The sequence below is a fragment of the Bradyrhizobium cosmicum genome (assembly GCF_032290525.1).
Classification (GTDB): Bacteria; Pseudomonadota; Alphaproteobacteria; order Rhizobiales; family Xanthobacteraceae; genus Bradyrhizobium; species Bradyrhizobium cosmicum_A.
The window spans coordinates 184,545-207,359 of the sequence record NZ_JASXTA010000012.1 but is presented as its reverse complement, the minus strand read 5'-3'; the positions used below and the strand labels follow the sequence as shown (position 1 = coordinate 207,359).

Sequence of the window (22,815 nt, the reverse complement as noted above, 5' to 3'; positions counted from 1 at the left end):
TAGGAGAACTTAGACCGGTGGTCCCGCCACCGGGGGCAGGGCCGGAGACCACGGAACTCTCATGCTTGATCTCGCAATCGTAGGCGGCGGCCCCGGCGGGCTGATGAGCGCCTGGTACCTGAAGCGCAAGCTCGGCGATCTCTGCCGCGTCACCATCTACGAGGCGTCCGACCGGCTCGGCGGCAAGATCGTCACGCGCAAATTCGATTCCGCGCCCGCGATGTATGAGGCCGGCGTTGCCGAGATCTACGACTACTCGATGACGGGTCCCGATCCGCTGCGCGAGCTGATCCAGCATTTCGGGCTTCAGACCATCCCGATGGACGCCGAGCAGGTGCAGTTCGGCGGCGAGCTCCTCAACGACGTCGCCGGCATGCGCCGCAAATACGGTGCCAAAACCGCGGTCGCGATCGAGGCGTTCCGCAAGCGCTGCGCTGAAATGATGTCGCCGGTGGAGTATTACGAGGGCGTCGGCGCGCACGACAACGAGAACCCGTGGGCCTACAAGACCGCGGAGCAGGTGCTCGACGAGGAAATCGAGGACGAAACGGCAAAGCGTTTCTTCAAGGTGATGGCGCGGTCGGACCTCGCGACCGAAAGCCACAACACCAACGGTCTCAACGCGCTCAAGAACTATCTGATGGACGTCGACGGCTACATCGGCCTCTATTCCATCCAGAACGGCAACGAGCAGCTGATCGAATGCCTCCAGTCGGAGGTCAGCGCCGACATCCAGCTCAATCACCGCGTGCTCACCGTCGGCAAGGCGCCGACCGGCCGCTACCAGCTCAAGATGATGAACGGCAAGGGGCCGGAGACGCGCGACTTCGACCTCGTGCTGATGTGTCTGCCTCACTCCTGGCTCGCCACCGTTGGCTGGGAAGGCGAGCAGCTCCGTAAGTCGATGGTCAAGCATGTGTCGTATTTCGACCGTCCCGCGCATTATCTGCGCGTCTCGATCCTGTTCGAGGCGCCGTTCTGGGGCGACAAGATTCCCGGCGCCTGGTTCATGTCGGAAGCCTTCGGCGGCTGTTGCGTCTACAACGAAGGCGCGCGCCACGACGTCGGCAAGCACGGCGTGCTGAACTGGCTGATTCCCGGCTCCGACGCGTTGGCCTTCGCCAACCTCTCCGATCAGGAGCTGATCGATGCCGCGCTGAAATCGCTGCCGGCCTCGCTTGGCGATGCGCGTTCGTATTTCGTGGAAGGCAAGATCCACCGCTGGCTGTCGTCGGTGAATGCGATTCCGGGCGGTCTGCCCGTGCGCGACGTCATGACCAACCATCGGCCCGAGCCGAAAGAACATCCCGGCATCGTGGTGGTCGGCGACTATCTGTTCGACTCGACGCTGAACGGCCTGCTCGACTCCTCCGATGCTGCGACCGACATCATCCTGACCGAGATGATGCGCTTGCGCCGCGAGCGCGCGCAGCAGGAGGGTAAGCCGGTCTCGGACAAGATCGACCGCGATTATTTCGAGAACTATCGCGGCCTCGGTCCCTACAGCGAGGTATGGCAGCACTTCACCGATCCCGATTATCTTGCCAAGCTGATCGGCATCGTCTGGGGCAAGCCCAAGGGCGCCAGGCTGCTGGTCGCGGGCTCGGCCAGCGGCGAGCTGGTCGGTGCGCTGCGCGATCGCGGCATCGATGCCTTCGGTATCGAGAACAACCGCGCCATCCACGCCAGGACGCCGAAAGCGCTGAAGAAGTACAACAAGCTCGGCTCGATCACCGACATGCCCTTCAAGGACGGCAGCTTCGACTTCGTGTTCGAGACCAGCCTGTGCCATGTTTCCCCGAAGCAGGTGGTCCGCGCGATCCGCGAGCTCAACCGCGTGGTCAAGACCGGCCTCGTGTTCGGCTCCGTTACCTCGGACATGGCTTCGGTGGTGATCGACCGCTACGACCTGCTGCGTGGGGTCAAGAAGCTCGGGACCTGGTGGGAATGGTCCGAACTGTTCTTCGGCAACGGCTTCGACCTGTCGATGCACCGCAAGGACTGCGCGGACGCGCTCTGGGAGGCGACGCTCGCCGCCAACAAGGGGCCCGGGCAGTGGTATGCCGACGCCGACAGCTTGCGCTATTCCTTTTTCGACAAGGTCGAGGATGAGGACGACGACTAGACGCAGGGGTCGAACCGGCCTGGCCAATTGCTTTGCCGAATTCATCGTGATCGCATAGAATCGGTGCAATAGCGGTTACCGCTATTTCCTGCTTTCTCCGCGGTCATGCCGGCCGTCAGCATCGGTTGGTTTCATGGCGTCCAAGCCCCTCCCGCCCGACAAACAGAAGCTCGCCGCGGAAGAGGCGGCCGAGCTCGAGGACAAGCTCGTCCCCGCCAAGCCGGACCTCGAAGACGACGAGGACGAAGGCGAGGAGGATGACGAGCTGGAACTCGATGACGACGATGAGGACGAGGACCTTGTCGTCTTTACCGCGCGCGAAGCCGCCGGCGCGCTCGCGACCATCCTGGGCTTCGTCAAACCCTTCCTGACGAACTACAAGCGGATGCTGTCATTCGTGGCGTTCGGCGTCTTCGTCGAGACGCTGTTCAACGTCATCATGCCGCTCAGCCTGAAGTATCTGATCGACGACGCGCTCGGCGAAGAGGATTTTCAGGCGCTGTACAAGATCCTCGGCGTGCTCGCGGTCGCCGGTATCTTCACCTCGATCGTCGCCGTCTGGTACGAGCGCTGGGACGCGCGGCTCGCTGCCTGCATCATCTCCGACGTTCGCAAGCGCCTGTTCGAGCACGTCCAGGACCTGCCGGCGGCCTATTTCGGCCGCACCAGGCGCGGCGAGATCCTGTCGCGCTTTTCCGTCGACCTCTCGGCCTTCGAGGGCTCGGTCAAGACCTTCGCCAACAGCGCGGCGCTGCCGTTCCTGGAACTGATCGCCGGCATCATCCTGATGGTGTTCCTGAACTGGCAGCTCGCCGCGGTCGCGCTGCTGGTGTTCCCGATCACGCTGATCGGCCCGCGCATCCTCACCCCGAAGGCGGTGCAGGCCAATTACGAGCAGAAGCAGAACGAAAGCGCGCTGCTCGGCATGGTGCAGGAGAATGTGGCGGCGCAGGCGGTGATCAAGGCCTTCAGCCTGCAACGCAGGATGTTCGGCTTCTTCACCTTCCGCAACGACGAGACGCGCCGCAAGATCGCCTCAGCCACGTTCCTGTCGACCATGGTGGAGCGGACCGTCACCATCTCGGTGCTGTTGCTGCACCTCGTCGTGCTCGCGATCGGCGCGTATCTGGCGACCAAGGGCCAGATCACGATCGGCACATTCGTCACCTTCGAGAGCGCGTTCTGGGAGGTCTCCTACAACATCGCCCATGTGATGCACTTCATCCCGGTGTCGATCTCCTCGGCCGCCGCGATCCGCCACATGCAGGAGCTGCTGGACGAGCCGACCCGCGGCGCCGATCGTCCCGGCGCGCCCGACCTGCCTCGCGTGACCCACGACATCACCTTCGACCGCGTGACGTTCCAGTACGAGGGCGGCCAGGCGCCGGTGCTGGACAATCTCAGCCTCAAGCTCGACGTCGGCAAGCGCATCGCCATCGTCGGCCCCTCAGGCTCCGGCAAGAGCACGCTGCTCAACCTGATCCTGCGGCTTTACGTGCCGAACGAGGGGCGCGTCACCATCGATGGCGTCGACGTCCGCAAGGTGACGCTGGATTCGCTGCGCCGGAGCATGGCGGTGGTGTTCCAGGAGAACATGCTGTTCAACATGTCGATCCGCGAAAATATCCGGCTGGGCAAGGAAGGCGCGACCGACGAGGAGGTGGAGGAGGCCGCCAGGAAGGCCGAGATCCATCGCTACATCATGAGCCTGCCGCAGCGCTACGACACACCGGTCGGCGAACGCGGCGATACGCTGTCGGGCGGGCAGCGCCAGCGTATCGCGATCGCGCGCGCGATCATCCGCAATCCATCGGTGCTGCTGCTGGACGAAGCCACCTCGGCGCTGGACCAGACCACGGAAGCCGCGATCAACCGCACGCTGCTCAAGGTCGCCAAGGGCCGCACCATGATCTGGTCGACCCACCGCCTGACCTCGGTGGTCGAGATGGACGAGATCATCGTGATCTCAGGGGGCAGGGCGATCGAGCGCGGCTCGCATGCCGAGCTGCTCGCCAGGAACGGCACCTATCGCAAGCTGTGGAACGACCAGATCCACCAGCCGCATGGCGCCGTGGCTCAGGCCGACGGCGACGATGACGACGGGGATGAAGACGACCTCGACGAGGATGATGAGGACGACGAGGAGAAGTGACCGAAGAAGTCGAGGAGGTGACCAAAGCGGGCGATCCAGTTCTCGCCGGCAAAGGTCGCGCGGCGCGGCACCGATTCTCCGATTCCGGTCGTCAAGAATCGCTCGACCTGGGCGTGACCGCTGAGTTTTCGACTCGGAAATTCGCCGGATAGCTCTCCTGCGGATCGATCAACACCGTCGAAATGCCGACATGGCCGAGCATTGCGGCGGCGGTTGAGCCGGACAATCCCCCGCCGACCATGGCAATATCGGCGTACCGCATGATGCAAATATCTGCCGAAAGAGGCAAGCTGACGCATTAACGGGAAGGAAAGCCTCAGCAGGGGTAATAAAAGTATATTTCACCCGGTATAAATGTGTTTGAGCTGGCGGAAGATGGGGCCCATAGCCTTATCGGCGAGGCGCGGTGAGTGTGGGCAAACGGCGATTTTCACAGGCGCCAGAAGCGCTTTGTGACTGTCGTTTCGCCTTGACTTGATCGACTCTCACTTATAGAAAGCGCCTCACTTAACGACAGGCGGTGAGCATCGCCAACGTCGGAACGGGCCACCCGTTGATCCCCAGGGATTTGATCCCGAAGGATCGGATCCTCACGGATCGCTAAAGACGGGCACCAAACCTCGACGAATGCCGCTCAAACGCTGTCGATCATAGCTAGGCAATGCCAGTGCGATTCTAGTTCTCTTGAGCTTGGTCTCTTGAGATCGAATTCGGATGCATGACCTCGGTGCGCAGGCCACAGCTTTACGCTGATTGGCCTGGAGACTGCGGTCCTCTGTGGCGTCGTAACGCTTTCCGCTCGGTGATGGAGCGGTTGGCGCAATTTCGCTTTGCGCGGATTGTTCCGTGCGGAGCGGCCTCGTCGGGCGGGTAGCCTCGAAAAAAATTGCGGCCCGGCAGCGGGCCGCGGCAAGACAGCGGGCCCGGAAGGGGCCGCGGCAGAACAAAGGGTAAGGCCAGGATGCCGACGATCAACCAGCTGATCGCTCAACCGCGTGAAGTGCAGAAGTCGCGCAAGAAGGTGCCGGCGTTGCAGCAGTCGCCGCAGAAGCGTGGTGTTTGCACCCGCGTCTACACCACGACCCCGAAGAAGCCGAACTCGGCGCTTCGTAAGGTCGCCAAGGTGCGCCTGACCAACGGCTTCGAGGTGATCGGCTACATTCCGGGTGAAGGTCATAACCTTCAGGAGCACTCGGTGGTCATGATCCGCGGCGGCCGCGTCAAGGACTTGCCCGGCGTGCGCTATCACATCCTCCGCGGCGTTCTGGATACCCAGGGCGTCAAGAACCGTAAGCAGCGTCGTTCGAAGTACGGCGCGAAGCGTCCGAAGTAAGCGGGAACCAGCTCCATGTCTCGTCGCCACTCAGCGGAAAAGCGCGAAGTTCTCCCGGATCCGAAGTTCGGGAACATCATCGTCACGAAGTTCATGAACTCGGTGATGTACGCCGGCAAGAAGTCGGTCGCCGAAGGTATCGTCTACGGTGCGTTCGGCATCATCGAAGCCAAGACCAAGCAGAGCCCGCTCGGCGTGTTCGAGCAGGCGCTCGAGAACGTCATGCCGACGATCGAGGTGCGCTCCCGTCGCGTCGGCGGCGCGACCTACCAGGTTCCGGTCGAAGTTCGTTCGACCCGCCGGCAGGCGCTGGGTATCCGCTGGCTGATCTCGGCTGCGCGCGAGCGCAACGAGAAGACGATGACCGAGCGGCTCTCCGCGGAGCTCCTGGATGCGTCGAACAACCGTGGCAACGCCGTCAAGAAGCGTGAAGACGTGCACCGGATGGCGGAAGCCAACCGTGCCTTCTCGCACTATCGCTGGTAACGGCGAAACAAACGGACACGCAAGGAACACCCTATGCCCCGCCAACATGCCATCGAGGACTACCGTAACTTCGGTATCATGGCGCATATCGACGCCGGCAAGACGACGACGACCGAGCGCATCCTCTATTACACCGGCAAGAGCCACAAGATCGGCGAAGTGCACGAAGGTGCCGCGACGATGGACTGGATGGAGCAGGAGCAGGAGCGTGGCATCACGATCACCTCGGCTGCGACCACCGCCTTCTGGGCCGGCAAGCGCCTGAACATCATCGACACTCCCGGCCACGTCGACTTCACCATCGAAGTCGAGCGTTCGCTGCGCGTGCTCGACGGCGCCGTCTGCGTGCTCGACTCGAACCAGGGCGTCGAGCCTCAGACCGAGACCGTCTGGCGCCAGGGCGACAAGTACAAGGTTCCGCGCATCGTCTTCGCCAACAAGATGGACAAGACCGGTGCCGACTTCTTCAAGTGCCTGGCCGACATCGTCGACCGCCTCGGCGCCAAGCCGATCGCGATCCAGCTTCCGATCGGTGCCGAGAACAACTTCAAGGGTCTCGTCGACCTCGTGAAGATGAAGGGCATCGTCTGGAACGACGAGTCGCTCGGCGCGAAGTTCGACTATGTCGACATTCCGGAAGATCTCGTCGACCAGGCCAAGGAATACCGCGAGAAGATGGTGGAAGCCGCCGTCGAGCTCGACGATGACGCATTGGCTGCCTTCCTCGACGGCAACGAGCCGGACGAAGCGACGCTGAAGCGCCTGATCCGCAAGGCGGTGCTGACCGGCGCGTTCTATCCCGTACTGTGCGGCTCGGCCTTCAAGAACAAGGGCGTGCAGCCGCTGCTCGACGCGGTGGTCGACTATCTGCCGTCGCCGATCGACGTGCCCGCGATCAAGGGCACCGACGACCGCGGCAACGAGGTCGTGCGCAAGGCCGACGACAAGGAGCCGCTCGCGCTGCTCGCGTTCAAGATCATGGACGACCCGTTTGTCGGCACCATCACCTTCTGCCGCATCTACTCTGGCGTTCTCCAGAGCGGCACCGGCGTCGTGAACTCGACGCGCGAGAAGAAGGAGCGCATCGGGCGCATGTTGCTGATGCATGCGAACAACCGCGAAGACATCAAGGAAGCCTATGCCGGCGACATCGTCGCGCTGGCCGGCCTGAAGGAAGCGCGCACCGGCGACACGCTCTGCGATCCCGACAAGCAGGTGATCCTGGAGAAGATGGAATTCCCCGAGCCGGTCATCGAGATCGCGATCGAGCCGAAGTCCAAGGCCGACCAGGAAAAGCTGGGCGTGGCGCTGGCCAAGCTCGCCGCGGAGGATCCGTCCTTCCGCGTGTCGACCGACCAGGAGTCCGGCCAGACCATCCTCAAGGGCATGGGCGAACTCCATCTCGACATCAAGGTCGACATCCTCCGTCGTACCTACAAGGTCGACGCCAACATCGGCGCGCCGCAGGTGGCGTTCCGTGAGCGCGTCACCAAGAAGGCCGAAGTCAAGTACACCCACAAGAAGCAGACCGGCGGTACCGGTCAGTTCGCGGAAGTATCGATCGTGGTCGAGCCGAACGAGCCCGGCAAGGGCTATGAGTTCGAGTCCAAGATCGTCGGCGGTGCGGTTCCGAAGGAATACATCCCCGGCGTCGAAAAGGGCCTCAACAGCGTGATGAGCTCTGGTGTCGTCGCGGGCTTCCCCGTGGTCGACGTCAAGGTTCAGCTCGTCGACGGCAAGTACCATGACGTCGACTCGTCGGCGCTCGCCTTCGAAATCGCATCGCGCGCGGCGTTCCGCGAAGCCTTGCAGAAGGGCAAGTCCGTCCTGCTCGAGCCGATCATGAAGGTCGAAGTGGTGACCCCGGAAGACTACACCGGCTCGGTCATCGGCGACCTGAATTCCCGGCGCGGTCAGATCCAGGGTCAGGACATGCGCGGCAACGCCAACGTCATCAACGCGATGGTGCCGCTCATGAACATGTTTGGTTACGTGAATAACCTGCGCTCGATGAGCCAGGGGCGCGCAACCTTCACCATGCAGTTCGACCACTACGCAGAAGCGCCGGCCAACGTGTCGGCAGAAGTCCAGAAGAAGTTTGCCTGATTGTCGTCGGTCACGAACTGACGATTGAACGGAGAGTCAAATGGCCAAAGCAAAGTTTGAACGTAACAAGCCGCACTGCAACATCGGCACCATCGGTCACGTCGACCATGGCAAGACGTCGCTGACCGCGGCGATCACCAAGGTCCTCGCCGAAGCCGGCGGTGCGACGTTCACCGCGTACGATCAGATCGACAAGGCGCCTGAAGAGAAGGCGCGCGGCATCACGATCTCGACCGCGCACGTCGAGTACGAGACGCCGAACCGCCACTACGCCCACGTCGACTGCCCCGGCCACGCCGACTACGTCAAGAACATGATCACCGGCGCCGCCCAGATGGATGGCGCGATCCTGGTCGTGTCGGCCGCTGACGGCCCGATGCCGCAGACCCGCGAGCACATCCTGCTCGCCCGCCAGGTCGGCGTGCCCGCGCTGGTCGTGTTCCTCAACAAGTGCGACATGGTCGACGATCCGGAGCTTCTCGAGCTGGTCGAGCTCGAAGTCCGCGAGCTGCTCTCGAAGTACGACTTCCCCGGCGACAAGATCCCGATCATCAAGGGCTCGGCGCTGGCCGCTCTCGAAGATTCCGACAAAAAGCTCGGCCACGACGCCATCCTCGAACTGATGAAGAACGTCGACGAGTACATCCCGCAGCCGGAGCGTCCGATCGACCAGCCGTTCCTGATGCCGGTTGAAGACGTGTTCTCGATCTCGGGCCGCGGCACCGTCGTGACCGGCCGTGTCGAGCGCGGTATCGTCAAGGTCGGCGAGGAAATCGAGATCGTCGGTCTCCGCGCCACCCAGAAGACGACTGTCACCGGCGTCGAAATGTTCCGCAAGCTGCTCGATCAGGGCCAGGCCGGCGACAACATCGGTGCGCTGCTCCGCGGCACCAAGCGCGAGGACGTCGAGCGCGGCCAGGTGCTGTGCAAGCCGGGTTCGGTCAAGCCGCACACCAAGTTCAAGGCTGAGGCGTACATCCTCACCAAGGAAGAGGGCGGTCGCCACACCCCGTTCTTCACCAACTACCGTCCGCAGTTCTACTTCCGCACCACCGACGTGACCGGTGTCGTGCACCTGCCGGAAGGCACCGAGATGGTGATGCCGGGCGACAACATCGCGATGGAAGTGCACCTGATCGTGCCGATCGCGATGGAAGAGAAGCTCCGCTTCGCGATCCGCGAAGGTGGCCGCACCGTCGGCGCCGGCGTCGTCGCCTCGATCATCGAGTAATCACGAGAATAGGGATCGGCGAGTAGCGAGTGGTGACATTCGCTATTCGCTATTCGCCACCCAACGAAGAGAGACCACGGCAATGAACGGCCAAAACATTCGTATCCGTCTCAAGGCGTTCGACCATCGTATCCTCGATACGTCGACCCGCGAGATCGTGAACACGGCGAAGCGCACCGGCGCGCAGGTCCGCGGACCCATTCCGCTGCCCACCCGCATCGAGAAGTTCACCGTCAACCGTTCGCCCCACGTCGACAAGAAGAGCCGCGAGCAGTTCGAGATGCGCACTCACAAGCGCCTGCTCGACATCGTCGATCCGACCCCGCAGACCGTCGATGCTTTGATGAAGCTCGACCTGGCCGCCGGTGTCGACGTCGAGATCAAGCTCTAAGATTTTTGGATCCCGTTCGCCCAAAGCGGACAGAAAGAACAGGAAGCAAGCCGATGCGCTCCGGAGTGATCGCACAAAAGGTCGGGATGACGCGGGTCTTTACAGAGGCCGGCGAACATATTCCCGTGACCGTGCTGAAGCTCGGCAATTGCCAGGTCGTAGGCCACCGTACCGAAGAGAAGAACGGTTACGTTGCGCTCCAGCTCGGTTCTGGCAGCCGCAAGACCGTCTACATGCCCAAGGCGGAGCGCGGCCAGTTCGCGGTCGCCAAGGTCGAGCCGAAGCGTCAGGTCGAGGAATTCCGCGTCTCCGCGGATGCCATGATCCCGGTCGGCGCCGAGATCCTCGCCGACCATTTCGTCGTCGGCCAGTTCGTCGACGTCACCGGCACCTCGGTCGGTAAGGGCTTTGCCGGCGGTATGAAGCGCTGGAACTTCGGCGGTCTGCGCGCGACGCACGGTGTGTCGGTCTCGCACCGTTCGATCGGTTCGACCGGCGGCCGTCAGGACCCCGGCAAGACCTGGAAGAACAAGAAGATGCCCGGCCACATGGGTGTCGACCGCATCACCACGCTCAATCTTCGAGTCGTTCAGCTCGATGTCGAGCGTGGCCTGATCCTCGTCGAAGGTGCCGTTCCCGGCTCCAAGGGCGGCTGGATCCGCGTGCGCGACGCCGTCAAGAAGCCGCTGCCGAAGGATGCTCCGAAGCCCGGCAAGTTCAAGGTTGCTGGCGAAGCGGAAGCCGCTCCGGCTGCGCAGGAGGCGTGAGATGGAATTGAAGGTCACGACCCTCGAAGGTAAGGAAGCCGGCTCGGTCCAGCTTTCCGACGCCATTTTCGGCCTCGAGCCGCGCCAGGACATCATTGCGCGTTGCGTGCAGTGGCAGCTCAACAAGCGTCAGGCCGGCACCCACAAGGCTAAGGGCCGCGCCGAGATCTGGCGTACCGGCAAGAAGATGTACAAGCAGAAGGGCACCGGCGGTGCTCGTCACGGCTCGGCCCGCGTGCCGCAGTTCCGCGGCGGTGGCCGTGCCTTCGGTCCGGTGGTGCGTTCGCACGCCACCGACCTGCCGAAGAAGGTCCGCGCGCTTGCCCTGAAGCATGCGCTGTCGGCCAAGGCCAAGGACGGCGATCTGCTGGTGATCGACAAGGCCGCGCTGGAAGCCGCCAAGACCAAGGCGCTGCTCGGTCACTTCTCGGGCCTCGGCTTGACCAACGCGCTGATCATCGACGGCGCCGAGCTCAACAACGGCTTTGCCGCTGCGGCCCGCAACATCCCGAACATGGACGTGCTGCCGATCCAGGGCATCAACGTCTATGACATCCTGCGCCGTCAGAAGCTCGTTCTGACCAAGGCCGCCATCGATGCGCTGGAGGCGCGCTTCAAATGACGAAGAACATCGAGCCTCGCCACTACGACGTGATCCTGTCGCCGGTCGTGACCGAAAAGGCGACGATCGCCTCGGAGCACAACAAGGTGCTGTTCAAGGTGGCCGCGAAGGCGACGAAGCCGCAGATCAAGGAAGCGATCGAGAAGCTGTTCGACGTCAAGGTCAAGAGCGTCAACACGCTGGTCCGCAAGGGCAAGACCAAGATCTTCCGCGGCAATCTCGGCTCGCAGTCGAACTCCAAGCGCGCGATCGTGACTCTCGAAGAGGGTCACCGGATCGACGTGACCACCGGTCTGTAAGGTCGTACGACGATGGCACTGAAGACATTCAATCCTACGACGCCGGGCCAGCGCCAGCTGGTCATGGTCGATCGTTCGGCCCTGTACAAGGGCAAGCCGGTCAAGGCGCTTACCGAAGGCAAGCACTCCTCGGGCGGCCGCAACAACACCGGTCGCATCACCGTGCGTTTCCGCGGCGGCGGTCACAAGCGGACGCTGCGCACCGTCGACTTCAAGCGCGACAAGGTCGATGCGCCCGCGACGGTCGAGCGGCTCGAATACGATCCGAACCGCACCGCGTTCATCGCGCTGGTCAAGTATGAGGACGGCACCCAGGCCTATATCCTGGCGCCGCAGCGCCTGGCCGTCGGCGATTCCGTGGTTGCCGGCAACTATGTCGACGTGAAGCCGGGCAACGTCATGCCGCTCGGCAACATGCCGGTCGGAACGATCATCCACAACATCGAGGTCAAGATCGGGAAGGGCGGCCAGCTCGCCCGCTCCGCAGGCACCTACGCGCAGCTCGTTGGCCGCGACCAGGACTACGTGATCATCCGCCTGAACTCGGGCGAGCAGCGCCTGGTGCACGGCCGTTGCCGCGGCACCATCGGCGCGGTCTCGAACCCGGACCACATGAACACCTCGATCGGCAAGGCCGGCCGCAACCGTTGGCTGGGCCGCAAGCCGCATAACCGCGGCGTTTCGATGAACCCGATCGACCATCCGCACGGCGGTGGTGAAGGTCGGACCTCGGGCGGTCGCCACCCGGTCACTCCGTGGGGCAAGCCGACCAAGGGCAAGAAGACCCGCTCCAACAAGTCGACCAACAAATTCATTCTCCTAAGCCGCCACAAGCGGAAGAAGTAAGGAACGCCGGACATGGTTCGTTCAGTCTGGAAAGGCCCGTTCGTCGAGGGTTCTCTGCTCAAGAAGGCAGATGCCGCCCGCGCGTCCGGCCGTCACGACGTCATCAAGATCTGGAGCCGTCGCTCGACGATCCTGCCGCAGTTCGTCGGCCTGACCTTCGGCGTCTACAACGGTCAGAAGCACGTGCCGGTGGCCGTCAACGAGGAAATGGTCGGTCACAAGTTCGGCGAGTTCTCGCCGACCCGGACCTTCCATGGCCACTCCGGGGACAAGAAAGCCAAGAAGGCTTGAGGATTAAACGATGAGCAAACCTAAGCGCGAACGGAGCCTCGCCGAGAACGAGGCCAAGGCGGTCGCCCGGATGCTGCGGGTGAGCCCGCAGAAGCTCAATCTGGTCGCCCAGCTGATCCGCGGCCGGAAGGCGGCTGCTGCGCTCGCCGATCTGCAGTTCTCGCGCAAGCGGATCGCCGTTGACGTGAAGAAGTGCCTGGAATCGGCTATCGCCAATGCCGAGAATAACCACGACCTCGACGTCGACGATCTCGTCGTGGCGCAGGCCTTCGTCGGCAACGGCCTCGTGATGAAGCGCTTTGCCGCCCGCGGTCGCGGCCGTTCGGGCCGTGTCTACAAACCATTTTCGCAGCTGACGATCATCGTTCGTCAGGTCGAAGCCGAAGCAGCGGCTTAAGGGCGCAGGAGAACACGATGGGTCAAAAGATCAATCCGATCGGTCTGCGTCTTGGCATCAACCGGACCTGGGATTCCCGCTGGTTCGCCGGCAAGCAGGAATACGGCAAGCTCCTCCACGAGGACGTCAAGATCCGCGAGATCCTGCACAAGGAGCTCAAGCAGGCGGCCGTCGCTCGCATCGTGATCGAGCGTCCGCACAAGAAGTGCCGCGTCACCATCCACTCGGCCCGTCCGGGCGTGGTGATCGGCAAGAAGGGCGCCGACATCGACAAGCTGCGCAAGAAGGTCGCGGACATCACTTCGTCCGACGTCGTCATCAACATCGTCGAGATCCGCAAGCCGGAGCTCGATGCGACGCTGGTGGCCGAATCGATCGCGCAGCAGCTGGAGCGCCGCGTGGCGTTCCGCCGTGCCATGAAACGCGCCGTGCAGTCGGCGATGCGTCTCGGCGCCGAAGGCATCCGCATCAACTGCTCGGGTCGTCTGGGCGGTGCGGAAATCGCGCGTATGGAGTGGTACCGCGAAGGTCGCGTGCCGCTGCACACGCTGCGCGCCGACATCGACTACGGCGTCGCGACCGCGTTCACGACCTTCGGCACCTGCGGCGTCAAGGTCTGGATCTTCAAGGGCGAGATCCTCGAGCACGATCCGATGGCCCAGGACAAGAGAATGGCCGAAGGCGAGACCGGCGGCGGTGGTGATCGCGGTGGTCGCGGGCGCCGTGACAACGCTGCGGCCTGACGCCAGCACAGAGAATTTGAGGGCTTGAAGCCATGATGCAACCTAAGAAAACGAAGTTCCGGAAGGCGCATAAGGGCCGTATCCACGGCGTTGCGTCTTCGGGCGCGACGTTGGCCTTCGGCCAGTTCGGCCTGAAGGCGACCGAGCCGGAGCGCGTCACCGCGCGCCAGATCGAAGCGGCTCGCCGCGCGCTGACCCGCCACATGAAGCGCGCCGGCCGGGTCTGGATCCGCGTGTTCCCCGACGTTCCGGTGTCGAAGAAGCCGGCCGAGGTCCGCATGGGCTCCGGCAAGGGCGCGCCGGAACTGTGGGTGGCGCGCGTCAAGCCGGGCCGGGTGCTGTTCGAGATCGACGGCGTCAACACCCAGACGGCACGTGAGGCGCTGACCCTGGCGGCCGCCAAGCTGCCGATCAAGACGCGCTTCGTCGAGCGCATTGCGGAGTAATGGCCATGGCCCAGATGAAGATCGAAGATATCCGCGCGATGAGCCCTGATCAGCAGGATGACGCCATCCTGAACCTGAAGAAGGAGCGCTTCAACCTGCGCTTCCAGCGCGCCACCGGGCAGCTCGAGAACACCTCGCGCCTCCGCGAGGCTCGCCGTGACATCGCCCGCATCAAGACCGTCGCCGCGCAGAAGCGCGCGAAAGAGAAGTAAGGGGCTTACGAATATGCCGAAACGTACTTTGCAAGGCGTGGTCGTCAGCGACAAGACTGCCAAGACCGTCGTAGTGCGCGTCGATCGCCGCTTCACGCACCCGATCTACAAGAAGACGATCCGCCGTTCGAAGAATTACCACGCGCACGACGAGGACAACCAGTTCAAGCCGGGCGATATGGTATGGATCGAGGAATCGAAGCCGATTTCGAAGTTGAAGCGCTGGGTCGTGATCCGGGGCGAACACAAGAAAAGCGCCTGATCTGTTGGCTTTAGCGACTGACTTCAGGGAAATGTTGAGCGCCGGCTGGGCTGGCGCAAGAGAGAAGAGGACGAGGTGCATCAATGATTCAGATGCAGACCAACCTCGACGTGGCCGACAATTCTGGCGCACGCCGTGTCATGTGTATCAAGGTGCTCGGGGGCTCCAAGCGCCGCTACGCCACGATCGGCGACATCATCGTCGTCTCGATCAAGGAAGCGATTCCGCGTGGCAAGGTGAAGAAGGGCGACGTGATGAAGGCCGTCGTGGTGCGCGTCCGCAAGGACATCCGCCGCGCCGACGGTTCGGTCATCCGCTTCGACCGCAACGCCGCCGTTCTGATCAACAACCAGTCCGAGCCGGTCGGGACCCGTATCTTCGGGCCCGTGCCGCGCGAGCTGCGCGCCAAGAACCACATGAAGATCATCTCGCTCGCGCCGGAGGTGCTGTGATGGCTGCGAAGATCCGCAAGGGCGACAAGGTCGTCGTGCTGACCGGTCGCGACAAGGGCCGCACCGGCGAAGTGTTCGAAGTGCGTCCCGACGCCGGCACGGCGCTCGTGCGCGGCATCAACATGGTCAAGCGTCACCAGAAGCAGACGCAGGCCCAGGAGGGCGGCATCATCTCGAAAGAGTCGCCGATCCAACTGTCCAACATCGCGTATGTCGGCAAGGACGGAAAGCCGACCCGCGTCGGATTCAAGATTTTGGCGGACGGCAAGAAGGTCCGCATCGCCAAGAGCTCGGGAGCTGAGATCGATGGCTGAGGCCGCTTACACGCCGCGCCTGCGCGCGGAATACGACGCGAATATCCGCACGGCGATGACCGAGAAGTTCGGTTATGAGAACGTCATGCAGGTTCCTCGCCTGGACAAGGTCGTGCTGAACATGGGCGTTGGCGATTCCGTCAACGATCGCAAGAAGGCCGAGACCGCCGCTGCCGAGCTGACCCAGATCGCCGGCCAGAAGGCGATCGTGACCTATTCGCGTGTCGCGATCGCGACCTTCAAGCTGCGTGAGAACCAGCCGATCGGCTGCAAGGTCACGCTGCGAAAGGCCCGCATGTACGAGTTCATCGATCGCCTGGTGACGGTCGCGCTGCCGCGCGTTCGCGACTTCCGCGGCCTGAACCCGAAGAGCTTCGACGGCCGCGGCAACTACTCGCTCGGCATCAAGGAGCACATCATTTTCCCCGAGATCGACTTCGACAAAGTCTCGGAAGCCCGCGGTATGGACATCACCGTCTGCACCACGGCCAAGACCGACGAAGAGGCGAGGGCCTTGTTGACCGCTTTCAATTTCCCGTTCCGGCAGTGAGACGCTGACCTAAAGCCTCTCAAACGCGGATACCCAGGAGCCAAGCATGGCAAAGAAGAGTTCAGTCGAGAAAAACAACCGGCGCAAGCGGATGGTGAAGAACGCCGCCCCGAAGCGCGAGCGGTTGAAGGCGATCATCGCCGACAAGACGCTGCCGATGGAGGAGCGGTTCGCCGCGACCCTGAAGCTGGCGGAAATGCCGCGCAATTCGTCGGCGACCCGCATCCGTCTGCGGTGCGAGCTGTCGGGGCGCCCGCGCTCGAATTACCGCAAGAACAAGCTGTCCCGTATCGCGCTGCGCGAGCTTGGCTCCAAGGGCATGGTCCCGGGCCTCGTGAAGTCGAGCTGGTAAGGAGGGTCGTTTAGATGTCTACGCACGATCCAATCAGCGATCTGATCACCCGTATCCGCAACGCGCAGATGCGCTCCAAGAACAAGGTTTCCACGCCTGGCTCGAAGATGCGCGAGAACGTCCTCGAGGTGCTGAAGAGCGAGGGCTACATCCGCGGTTACGCCACGCTCGAGCATTCCTCGGGCCGCAGCGAGATCGAGATCGAGCTGAAGTATTTCGACGGCGAGCCCGTCATCCGCGAGATCGAGCGGGTCTCCAAGCCCGGGCGTCGCGTTTACGCCTCGGTGAAGAACCTGCCGCGGGTCAACAACGGACTCGGCATTTCGGTGTTGTCGACGCCGAAGGGGATCATGGCCGACCACAGTGCGCGTGAAGCGAACGTGGGCGGTGAAGTTCTCTTCACGGTGTTCTGAGAAGGATTTTTGATCCATGTCACGTGTTGGCAAAAGGCCGGTTCCGGTGCCGTCGGGTGTTACCGCGACCGTCGACGGGCAGACCGTCAAGATGAAGGGGCCGAAGGGCCAGCTTCAGTTCGTCGTCCATGACGACGTCGAAGTGAAGCTCGAGAGCGGCCAGATCAAGGTGAACCCGCGGGTCGAGACCAACCGCGCGCGGGCGCTGTACGGTACTGCTCGCGCCCAGGTCGCGAATCTGGTCGAAGGCGTCACCAAGGGCTTCGAGAAGAAGCTCGAAATCACCGGCGTCGGTTACCGCGCGGCGATGCAGGGCAAGAACCTGCAGCTCGCGCTCGGCTACAGCCACGATGTGGTCTACGCGATCCCGGAAGGGATCACGATCACCGTGCCGAAGCCGACCGAGATCACGGTGACAGGCAGCGACATCCAGCGTGTCGGCCAGGTCGCCGCCGAGATTCGCTCCTATCGTCCGCCGGAGCCCTACAAGGGCAAGGGTGTGAAGTATGTTGGCGAATTCATCTTCCGCAAGGAAGGCAAGAAGAAGTAACGGAGCCGGTCATGTCCAAAGCCAAGGTTACGAATGCCCGGCGCAAGCGGAGTGTGCGGCTGAAGCTGCGCCGCTCCGGTGTCGGCCGCCCGCGTCTGTCCGTGTTCCGCTCGTCGAAGCACATCTACGCCCAGGTCATCGACGACCTGAAGGGCGAGACGCTGGCCTCTGCCTCCTCGCTCGAGAAGACGATGCGCGACGGCGGCAAGACCGGCGCCGACATCGATGCGGCGAAGGCGGTCGGCAAGCTGCTGGCCGAGCGCGCTGCCGAGAAGGGCGTCAAGGAAGTCGTGTTCGATCGCGGCAGCTACCTCTATCACGGGCGCGTCAAGGCTCTTGCCGACGCGGCGCGTGAGAGCGGGCTGAGCTTCTAACAGAATTTGAGGATTGAGGCGTAAGCCTCTGAAGGATTGGAAAAATGGCAGAACGCGAACAACGTGGTGGACGCGATCAACGCGGCGGACGTGACCGTCAGCAGCGCGAGGAGCGCGACAGCGAGTTCGTCGACAAGCTGGTCCACATCAACCGCGTGGCCAAGGTCGTCAAGGGCGGCAAGCGCTTCGGTTTCGCAGCGCTGGTCGTGATTGGCGATGAGAAGGGCCGCGCCGGTTTCGGTCACGGCAAGGCGCGCGAAGTGCCCGAGGCGATCCGCAAGGCAACCGAGTCCGCCAAGCGCAACCTGACCCGCGTCTCGCTGCGCGAGGGCCGCACGCTTCACCACGACATCGCCGGCCGTCATGGCGCGGGCCGTGTCTATCTGCGTGCAGCTCCGGCCGGTACCGGCATCATCGCCGGCGGCCCGATGCGCGCCGTGTTCGAGACGCTCGGCGTCCAGGACGTGGTGGCAAAGTCGATCGGCTCGTCGAACCCGTACAACATGGTTCGCGCGACCTTCGATGCGCTGAAGCATCAGGATTCGCCGCGTTCGGTCGCAGCCCGCCGCAACATCAAGGTCTCCACCCTTCAGGCCCGCCGCATTGGCGGCGATGCCGAAGTGGCTGCTGACTAACGGAAGCTTTCGGAGTAGACCACGATGGCCAAGGCCGCAAAGACGATCAAGCTCGAGCAGACCGGCAGCGCGATCCGCCGCCATCACTCGCAGCGTTCGACGCTGATCGGGCTCAAGCTCAACAAGATCGGCCGCACCAGCGAACTGCCGGATACCCCGGCGGTCCGGGGCATGATCTTGAAGGTTCACCATCTCGTTCGCATCGTCGACGAGAAGTAAGCAAGAGCGCAGGATCCCGACCAGCGGACGTCCGTTGTCGGCGAAGATCATGCGCAAGACACAAGGAGCAGGGCGATGAAGCTCAGCGATATCGCCGACAACGCCGGCTCGCGCAAGAAGCGTATGCGCGTCGGCCGCGGCATCGGTTCGGGTAAGGGCAAGCAGTCCGGCCGCGGTGGCAAGGGCCAGACCGCGCGTTCGGGCGTGCGCATCAAGGGTTTCGAAGGCGGCCAGATGCCGATGCATCGCCGTCTGCCCAAGCGCGGCTTCAACAACATCTTCCGCATCGAGTTCGCCGAGATCAATCTCGACCGGCTCCAGGATGCGGTCGATGCCAAGAAGATCGACACCGGCAGCGTCGTGAACGTCGAGGCTCTGGTGAAGGCGGGCGTGCTGCGCCGCGCCAAGGGCGGCCTGCGGCTGCTCGGCCGCGGCGAGCTCAAGTCCAAGCTCAACATCGAAGTGCACGGCGCCACCAAGACCGCGATTGAAGCGGTCGAGAAGGCCGGCGGTTCGGTAAAGATCCTCGCCCCTGCCAAGGAAGAAGGCGAGGCGGCGTAACAACTGCGTCATCGGCCCGCGGCTCGCGGGCCTTTACGCATGCGGGACGTGGACTTATCGAAGCCGAGCCCCAGATAATGTCCGGCGTCCGCTAAAGTAGCCCGGCCGCGGGCATAACGGCGCAAAAGGCGGCGGGAGAAAGTCCAAGATGGCCTCTGCAGCGGAACAACTGGCAGCCAATCTCAATTTCGGTGCGTTTGCCAAGGCTGACGAACTGAAGAAGCGCATCTGGTTCACCCTGGGTGCGCTGCTCGTTTATCGGCTCGGGACCTATATCCCGCTGCCCGGCATCGATCCCAACATCTGGGAGCAGGTGTTCCGCTCCCAGGCGGGCGGCATTCTCGGCATGTTCAACATGTTCGCCGGCGGCGGCATCCACCGCATGGCGATCTTCGCGCTGAACATCATGCCGTATATCTCGGCCTCGATCATCATCCAGCTCCTCACCACTGTCTCGCCGCAGCTCGAGGCGTTGAAGAAGGAAGGTGAGTCCGGCCGCAAGCTGCTGAACCAGTACACCCGTTATCTCACGGTCATCCTGGCCGCGTTCCAGTCCTACGGCATCGCGGTGGGCCTCGAAGGCGCCGGCAACGTCGTCAGCGACCCCGGCATGTTCTTCCGTCTGTCCACGGCGATCACGCTGACGGGCGGCACTATGTTCCTGATGTGGCTGGGCGAGCAGATCACCTCGCGCGGCATCGGCAACGGCATCTCGCTGATCATTCTCGCCGGCATCGTCGCCGAGCTGCCCGCCGCGCTCGCCAACATGCTCGAGCTCGGCCGTCAGGGCGCGATGTCGACCGGCCTGATCTTGGTCGTCATCATCATGGCGGTCGCCGTGATCGCCTTCATCGTGTTCGTGGAGCGCGCCCAGCGCCGGCTGTTGATCCAGTACCCGAAGCGCCAGGTCGGCAACAAGATGTTCGAGGGCCAGTCCTCGCATCTGCCGCTCAAGCTCAACACCTCGGGCGTGATCCCGCCGATCTTCGCGTCCTCGCTGCTGCTGCTGCCGACCACGGTTGCGAACTTCAACGCGGGCAGCGGGCCGGAATGGTTCCAATGGATCAACACTCAGCTCGGCCACGGCCGTCCGCTGTTCCTGATCATGTATCTCGCGCTGATCGTGTTCTTCGCGTTCTTCTACACCGCGATCGTGTTCAACCCGACCGAGACCGCGGACAATCTGAAGAAGCATGGCGGCTTCATTCCGGGCATCCGCCCGGGCGAGCGCACCGCGGAATATATCGACTACGTGCTGTCGCGCATCACCGTGCTCGGGGCGGTCTATCTGGCGATCGTCTGCCTGATCCCGGAGATCCTGATCTCCTATGCCTCGGTGCCGTTCTACTTCGGCGGCACCTCGCTGCTGATCGTCGTCAGCGTCACCATGGACACGGTGGCGCAGGTGCAGGGCTATCTGCTGGCGCATCAGTACGAAGGTTTGATCCGGAAGTCGAAGCTGCGCGGCCGCCGTAGATGAGCAGGGAGCTCGCGCGCCGGATCGCTTTCACGATTGGCGCGCTACTCCTTTTCAGGATCGGCACTCAGATCCCGGTCGCGGGCGTCAACACCTCGGACCTGCCGCCGACGTCCGACCTCATCGGGCGGCTCTCGCTATTCGCACTCGGCCTCATTCCCTATCTGACTGCGGCGATCCTCGTCCGGCTGCTGTTGGTGGTTTGGCGCCGCCTGATTGCGCTTGAACGGTCGGGCGAGCGCGGCCGACGCAAAGTGGCCCGTGCCACACTCGGTCTCACATTGGTTCTTGCTGCCTTTCAGGCCTTCGGCATCGCCACCGCGCTGACGACCGTTCCGGGCTTCGTCAGGAATCCCGACGGCTGGTTCGTGTTGACGGCCACGGCCACGATGGTCGGCGGGGTGTTCGTGCTGGTGTGGTTGAGCGAGCAGATCACCCGCTACGGTATCGGCAACGGTCTCGCGCTGATCTTGAGCGTCGGCATGCTCGTCTCCCTTCCGCGAGACGTTGCCGACATCATGGAGCTGGTGCGGAGCGGGGCGGTCCCGGGCAGCCTGGTGCTCGGTCATGCCGTGTTCTGGGTCGTGACCGTTGCCGTGATGGTGCTCGTCGAGGGCGCGCGGCGAAATATCCGCGTCGAGTTCGCTCCACTCAGCGTTGGCACGCGGCAGTTGCCGGTGCGCGATGCGATGCTGCCGATCAAGCTCAACAGCGCCGGATTCCTGATTCCGGTCACCGTGGCGCCGTGGCTCTTCTTTCTGCCGCTCGCCCTTGCAGGCTTCCTCCTGGGCGGTGATCACTCCCTGGTCGCCGCGGCCTACCGGCATCTCCAGCTGGGGCAGCCGGCGCACCTCATCCTCATCTCGATCGCCGTGTTCGTGCTCGCCTTCGTCTACACCGCCTATGTCGCGGACCCTGAATACACGGCGAAATCCCTGGCGCAGCGTGATGGCACAATTCCCGGTGTCGCTCCCGGCGAAGCCACGGCCGACTATCTCGATCGCGTGGTGTCATTGACGACGGTCGTCGGAGCCGTCTACCTGACATTGTTGCAGTTGATTCCGGAGGTCTTCGAGCTTTACGGGATCGGTCTGCCTTATAGTATGATCGTCAATGGTGGTGCGGCGCTGGTTGTGGTTTGCACCGCTCTTGATATCAAAACGCAGGTGCGCGACGTATCGCTCACCAATCCGGGGGGCGTACGCCGATGAGAATTATACTTCTGGGACCGCCGGGATCGGGCAAGGGGACCCAGGCGCAGCTGCTGGTGCAGCGCTATGGCATCGTCCAGCTCTCGACCGGCGAGATGTTGCGCGCGGCCGTGGCGGCCGGAACGCCGGTCGGGCTGAAGGCCAAGGAGATCATGGCCAGCGGCGGCCTCGTTCCTGATGACGTCGTGGTGGGAATCATCTCGGACCGCATCGACCAGGCGGATGCGAAGAACGGTTTCATCCTCGACGGTTTCCCGCGCACCGTGCCGCAAGCCGAGGCGCTGGACGACCTGCTCAAGCAGAAGCATCTCAAGCTCGACGCCGTGATCGAGCTCCGCGTCAACGAGAGCGCGCTGCTGAGCCGCGTCGAGACCCGCGTCGCCCAGATGCGGGAGCGCGGGGAGGAGGTCCGGGTCGACGACACCCCCGAGGTCCTGACCAAGCGGTTAGCCAGCTACCGGAATCAGACGGAACCGCTGATTCACTACTATTCCGAGCGTCGGAAGCTCTCCACCATCGACGGCATGATGGCTATCGACGAGGTCACCCGCGCCATTCATCGCCAGCTGCTGGCGCTGGGAGCGGTCGAACCCAAGACGCATGCTCGCAGCGCGGCCAAGGCGGGTCCTGCCAAGACGGGGACAACAAAGGCCAAAACAGCCAAGAAGCCGACGAAAACGGCCAAAAAGGCCGCGAAAACCGCTAAAAAGGCCGCCAAGAAGGCAGTGAAGGGCCCCAAGAAGGCTGCCAAGAAAACCGTCAAGAAAGCAGCAAAAAAGTCCGCCAGGAAGGCCGTCAAAAAGGGTGCCAAAAGGGCCACAAAAAAGGTCACGAAAAGGCGAGCCAAGCGCTAGCAGCGGTTGACGAAAGCCCCTGGAATCCCCTAATAAGCCCGCATCCAAGTCGGATAGTTTCAAACGATGCCGGGCCCCAGGAAGACCAGGGGTGGGCGTCGTGTTCGCGTTTGTGAACACCTGCCCGAGAAACCAAGCACTTAA

30 protein-coding genes and 1 pseudogene are annotated in these 22,815 nt (G+C 63.1%); 30 read left to right on the top strand and 1 reads right to left on the bottom strand.

Annotated elements, in window-relative coordinates; genetic code table 11:
- The first annotated feature begins 61 nt into the window (after positions 1-61).
- The gene (locus tag QSV46_RS22505; protein ID WP_314956881.1) at positions 62-2,125 is read left to right on the top strand and encodes an FAD-dependent oxidoreductase; all 2,064 of its coding nucleotides are present in this window, start codon (positions 62-64) and stop codon (positions 2,123-2,125) included.
- 133 nt (positions 2,126-2,258) lie between these two features.
- A complete protein-coding gene (locus QSV46_RS22500) occupies positions 2,259-4,277 on the top strand; it encodes an ABC transporter ATP-binding protein (protein ID WP_314956879.1) in 2,019 nt (672 codons plus the stop codon).
- Between the two features lie 8 nt (positions 4,278-4,285).
- On the opposite strand, the pseudogene QSV46_RS22495 reads toward QSV46_RS22500, so the two are convergent.
- Positions 4,286-4,539 (bottom strand): annotated as a pseudogene (locus QSV46_RS22495) (FAD-dependent monooxygenase); the annotation flags it as partial.
- 699 nt (positions 4,540-5,238) lie between these two features.
- On the opposite strand from QSV46_RS22495, the gene rpsL reads away from it, so the two are divergent.
- From rpsL to QSV46_RS22355, 28 genes are all read left to right on the top strand, one after another.
- Positions 5,239-5,610 (top strand): 30S ribosomal protein S12, encoded by a 372-nt coding sequence (gene rpsL / locus QSV46_RS22490; RefSeq protein WP_007603006.1) that lies wholly within the window; start codon positions 5,239-5,241, stop codon positions 5,608-5,610.
- Between the two features lie 15 nt (positions 5,611-5,625).
- A complete protein-coding gene (rpsG, locus tag QSV46_RS22485) occupies positions 5,626-6,096 on the top strand; it encodes a 30S ribosomal protein S7 (RefSeq protein WP_028152987.1) in 471 nt (156 codons plus the stop codon).
- Between the two features lie 33 nt (positions 6,097-6,129).
- Complete coding sequence (gene fusA, locus QSV46_RS22480) at positions 6,130-8,202, top strand: elongation factor G (protein ID WP_314956873.1); 2,073 nt, start codon at positions 6,130-6,132, stop codon at positions 8,200-8,202.
- 40 nt (positions 8,203-8,242) lie between these two features.
- Positions 8,243-9,433, top strand: a complete 1,191-nt coding sequence (gene tuf / locus QSV46_RS22475; protein ID WP_008136415.1) for an elongation factor Tu — start codon at positions 8,243-8,245, stop codon at positions 9,431-9,433.
- Between the two features lie 82 nt (positions 9,434-9,515).
- Entirely contained in the window at positions 9,516-9,824 is a 309-nt protein-coding gene (rpsJ, locus tag QSV46_RS22470; protein ID WP_002712302.1) for a 30S ribosomal protein S10, read from the top strand.
- 53 nt (positions 9,825-9,877) lie between these two features.
- On the top strand, positions 9,878-10,591 hold the full coding sequence (gene rplC / locus QSV46_RS22465; RefSeq protein ID WP_314956781.1) for a 50S ribosomal protein L3: 714 nt from the start codon (positions 9,878-9,880) through the stop codon (positions 10,589-10,591).
- Position 10,592: 1 nt separating this feature from the next.
- On the top strand, positions 10,593-11,213 hold the full coding sequence (gene rplD, locus QSV46_RS22460; RefSeq protein WP_011088150.1) for a 50S ribosomal protein L4: 621 nt from the start codon (positions 10,593-10,595) through the stop codon (positions 11,211-11,213).
- A complete protein-coding gene (locus QSV46_RS22455; RefSeq protein WP_007603019.1) occupies positions 11,210-11,512 on the top strand; it encodes a 50S ribosomal protein L23 in 303 nt (100 codons plus the stop codon). The genes rplD and QSV46_RS22455 overlap by 4 nt, the downstream gene beginning before the upstream one ends.
- A gap of 12 nt (positions 11,513-11,524) precedes the next feature.
- A complete protein-coding gene (gene rplB / locus QSV46_RS22450; RefSeq protein WP_007611609.1) occupies positions 11,525-12,358 on the top strand; it encodes a 50S ribosomal protein L2 in 834 nt (277 codons plus the stop codon).
- A 12-nt stretch (positions 12,359-12,370) separates the two neighbouring features.
- Positions 12,371-12,649: a 30S ribosomal protein S19 gene (gene rpsS / locus QSV46_RS22445; RefSeq protein ID WP_008136357.1), complete on the top strand. Its 279-nt coding sequence runs from the start codon at positions 12,371-12,373 to the stop codon at positions 12,647-12,649.
- Positions 12,650-12,659: 10 nt separating this feature from the next.
- Positions 12,660-13,046, top strand: coding sequence for a 50S ribosomal protein L22 (rplV, locus tag QSV46_RS22440; RefSeq protein ID WP_008136353.1), 387 nt, complete (start codon positions 12,660-12,662; stop codon positions 13,044-13,046).
- 17 nt (positions 13,047-13,063) lie between these two features.
- Positions 13,064-13,789, top strand: a complete 726-nt coding sequence (gene rpsC / locus QSV46_RS22435; RefSeq protein WP_063982580.1) for a 30S ribosomal protein S3 — start codon at positions 13,064-13,066, stop codon at positions 13,787-13,789.
- 32 nt (positions 13,790-13,821) lie between these two features.
- Positions 13,822-14,235 (top strand): 50S ribosomal protein L16, encoded by a 414-nt coding sequence (gene rplP, locus QSV46_RS22430; protein ID WP_063982581.1) that lies wholly within the window; start codon positions 13,822-13,824, stop codon positions 14,233-14,235.
- Between the two features lie 5 nt (positions 14,236-14,240).
- Entirely contained in the window at positions 14,241-14,447 is a 207-nt protein-coding gene (rpmC, locus tag QSV46_RS22425; protein ID WP_008136348.1) for a 50S ribosomal protein L29, read from the top strand.
- A 13-nt stretch (positions 14,448-14,460) separates the two neighbouring features.
- Positions 14,461-14,709 carry a 30S ribosomal protein S17 gene (rpsQ, locus tag QSV46_RS22420; protein ID WP_008136346.1) on the top strand — a complete coding sequence of 83 codons (249 nt, stop codon included), beginning with the start codon at positions 14,461-14,463 and terminating at the stop codon, positions 14,707-14,709.
- An 83-nt stretch (positions 14,710-14,792) separates the two neighbouring features.
- Positions 14,793-15,161 carry a 50S ribosomal protein L14 gene (rplN, locus tag QSV46_RS22415; RefSeq protein ID WP_007603030.1) on the top strand — a complete coding sequence of 123 codons (369 nt, stop codon included), beginning with the start codon at positions 14,793-14,795 and terminating at the stop codon, positions 15,159-15,161.
- Positions 15,161-15,475, top strand: coding sequence for a 50S ribosomal protein L24 (gene rplX, locus QSV46_RS22410; RefSeq protein WP_007603031.1), 315 nt, complete (start codon positions 15,161-15,163; stop codon positions 15,473-15,475). Before rplN ends, rplX begins: the two co-directional genes overlap by 1 nt.
- On the top strand, positions 15,468-16,025 hold the full coding sequence (gene rplE, locus QSV46_RS22405) for a 50S ribosomal protein L5 (RefSeq protein ID WP_314956741.1): 558 nt from the start codon (positions 15,468-15,470) through the stop codon (positions 16,023-16,025). The genes rplX and rplE overlap by 8 nt, the downstream gene beginning before the upstream one ends.
- Before the next feature lie 46 nt (positions 16,026-16,071).
- Positions 16,072-16,377: a 30S ribosomal protein S14 gene (gene rpsN / locus QSV46_RS22400; RefSeq protein WP_314956739.1), complete on the top strand. Its 306-nt coding sequence runs from the start codon at positions 16,072-16,074 to the stop codon at positions 16,375-16,377.
- Between the two features lie 14 nt (positions 16,378-16,391).
- Positions 16,392-16,790, top strand: coding sequence for a 30S ribosomal protein S8 (gene rpsH / locus QSV46_RS22395; RefSeq protein ID WP_007603034.1), 399 nt, complete (start codon positions 16,392-16,394; stop codon positions 16,788-16,790).
- Between the two features lie 16 nt (positions 16,791-16,806).
- Positions 16,807-17,340, top strand: a complete 534-nt coding sequence (gene rplF / locus QSV46_RS22390) for a 50S ribosomal protein L6 (RefSeq protein ID WP_092192681.1) — start codon at positions 16,807-16,809, stop codon at positions 17,338-17,340.
- Between the two features lie 11 nt (positions 17,341-17,351).
- The gene (gene rplR / locus QSV46_RS22385) at positions 17,352-17,714 is read left to right on the top strand and encodes a 50S ribosomal protein L18 (protein ID WP_314956734.1); all 363 of its coding nucleotides are present in this window, start codon (positions 17,352-17,354) and stop codon (positions 17,712-17,714) included.
- Positions 17,715-17,758: 44 nt separating this feature from the next.
- Complete coding sequence (gene rpsE, locus QSV46_RS22380; protein ID WP_314956732.1) at positions 17,759-18,349, top strand: 30S ribosomal protein S5; 591 nt, start codon at positions 17,759-17,761, stop codon at positions 18,347-18,349.
- 24 nt (positions 18,350-18,373) lie between these two features.
- A complete protein-coding gene (gene rpmD / locus QSV46_RS22375; RefSeq protein ID WP_247324961.1) occupies positions 18,374-18,568 on the top strand; it encodes a 50S ribosomal protein L30 in 195 nt (64 codons plus the stop codon).
- A 75-nt stretch (positions 18,569-18,643) separates the two neighbouring features.
- A complete protein-coding gene (gene rplO / locus QSV46_RS22370; protein ID WP_314956728.1) occupies positions 18,644-19,129 on the top strand; it encodes a 50S ribosomal protein L15 in 486 nt (161 codons plus the stop codon).
- A 148-nt stretch (positions 19,130-19,277) separates the two neighbouring features.
- Positions 19,278-20,609, top strand: coding sequence for a preprotein translocase subunit SecY (gene secY, locus QSV46_RS22365; protein WP_314956726.1), 1,332 nt, complete (start codon positions 19,278-19,280; stop codon positions 20,607-20,609).
- Positions 20,606-21,817, top strand: coding sequence for a preprotein translocase subunit SecY (locus QSV46_RS22360; RefSeq protein WP_314956724.1), 1,212 nt, complete (start codon positions 20,606-20,608; stop codon positions 21,815-21,817). The genes secY and QSV46_RS22360 overlap by 4 nt, the downstream gene beginning before the upstream one ends.
- Entirely contained in the window at positions 21,814-22,671 is an 858-nt protein-coding gene (locus QSV46_RS22355; RefSeq protein ID WP_314956722.1) for an adenylate kinase, read from the top strand. The genes QSV46_RS22360 and QSV46_RS22355 overlap by 4 nt, the downstream gene beginning before the upstream one ends.
- Positions 22,672-22,815 lie beyond the last annotated feature (144 nt).